The following is a 1,621-nucleotide window of genomic DNA, read 5'->3' on the forward strand; positions in this document are numbered from 1 at the left end:
TCATCATCCATTAAGGGTGCGTTGAGGGTATTTGGAAAGGCACCTTTATCGAACTCAACCGGTGCTCGAACATCCATTAGCGGAATATCATTCAGGAAAAGTTCGAGGTAGTTGTCTGTATCAGGTCTGTTGCTCATAGTGCTTAATAGTCAGGCGGTGCAAAGAAGGGGGAGATTATAGGGAAAATGCTTATGTAGAGCCATGCCTTATCTTTAAAACACTAGAACCAAAAGGCTTTAGAGCGCCACACTAATGAGTAAGCCAAGCCCTGACAGAAATAACAAACCCTTACACGCAGACATGAAATGGGCTTCACTCATTTTTGTATGCAAGCGATGTCCTAAAGTCGAACCAAGTAAGCAAGCCGGTAACAAAATTATGTCGATAATCAACAACGACGACACAGAAAAACCACTCTGTGACTGGGCGGCTAAGGCATACGGAACGATTTTAACCAGATTCATCATCGCAAAAAACATGGCAGCGCTTGCCAACCACGTGCGCTTGGGTAATCGTATCGTGGCCAAATAAATATTAATCGGTGGACCACCTGCGTGTAGCAATGTGCTGGTTAAACCAGACAAGGTCGCCCAAAAAAGACCTGCATAGGGCAGGTGAGCCAAAACGGGGCTCAACTGTTTCCACAGCGCGAATGCAATGCAAAATAAACCAAGCAAAGACTGTAACAAGCTACTGGACAATCCACCCAATAAATAGCCACCCGCGATGATGCCGACCAGTGCCGCGGGGCCGATCACTTTTATTTCTTGCCAGTTCACGCTGCGCCAATAATAGTGCATCGTCTTTGCGTCCATCACAATGAGAAGCGGCAACATTAAAATAGCGGCAACCGGCACGGGCATCACGAACGATAGTAATGGTACCGCGATAACACCCGCTCCTCCGGCAAAACCAGATTTTGAGATCCCCGTTATTAACACGCCAACCACGGCTAGCCCCCAAAATAGCGGGTCAAGCAATAATAGGCTTAGGTCATCAGTTGCATTCATCAGAATGTTTTCTCGCGTTATATTACAAGCAATTATCTTGGCGGGAGGTCAAACCAAAGAGCAGTCAAGCCTTCATCTTTGGCCGTAATAGATAGCTGATCTTTTATAATACCTAGACCATCACCTGGCTTTAATTCAAGCTTGTCAGTCGATGTAACGCCAAGTCCCTCCCCCTCAATTACATGCAAATAACCCACTCGCGCTTGAGCCGTCAATTCGTAGCGTTNTCCGGCGTTTAGCTGCAAGCGAAAAAGGCTCACATCCTGGTGAATACTTAGGCTACCGTTGCTTCCATCTGGCGTTACCAAAGCTGTCAGTGTCGAAGACTGTAAGATGGGCATTTGCTCGTAACTAGGTTCAATGAGTTTTACATTTGGACTGATCCAAATTTGCAAAAACTTCAATGCTTCGGTTTTAGATGCGTTAAATTCAGAGTGCATAATCCCTGACCCTGCGCTCATACGCTGAACCTCTCCCTCAGGCACTATAAAGTGATTTCCTGTGCTATCTCTGTGCTCGATAGCCCCCTCCAATATATAAGAAATAATTTCCATATCTCGATGACCATGATTATCAAAACCCGCACCGGGGGAAACCTCATCATCATTGAT

Annotated in this window: 2 protein-coding genes and 1 pseudogene; all 3 read right to left on the reverse strand. The window is 45.9% G+C overall.

The genetic code is table 11. The features are described from left to right. Window positions 1–137: pseudogene (locus A3729_RS31845) on the reverse strand (tRNA 2-selenouridine(34) synthase MnmH); the annotation flags it as partial. 99 nt (window positions 138–236) lie between these two features. Beyond that, window positions 237–1,010: a sulfite exporter TauE/SafE family protein gene (locus A3729_RS23500; RefSeq protein ID WP_068633179.1), complete on the reverse strand. Its 774-nt coding sequence runs from the start codon at window positions 1,008–1,010 to the stop codon at window positions 237–239. A gap of 32 nt (window positions 1,011–1,042) precedes the next feature. Beyond that, on the reverse strand, window positions 1,043–1,621 hold a 579-nt coding region (locus A3729_RS23505), incomplete at its 5' end, for a pirin family protein (protein ID WP_068634351.1).

Source organism: Oleiphilus sp. HI0043, from assembly GCF_001634935.1.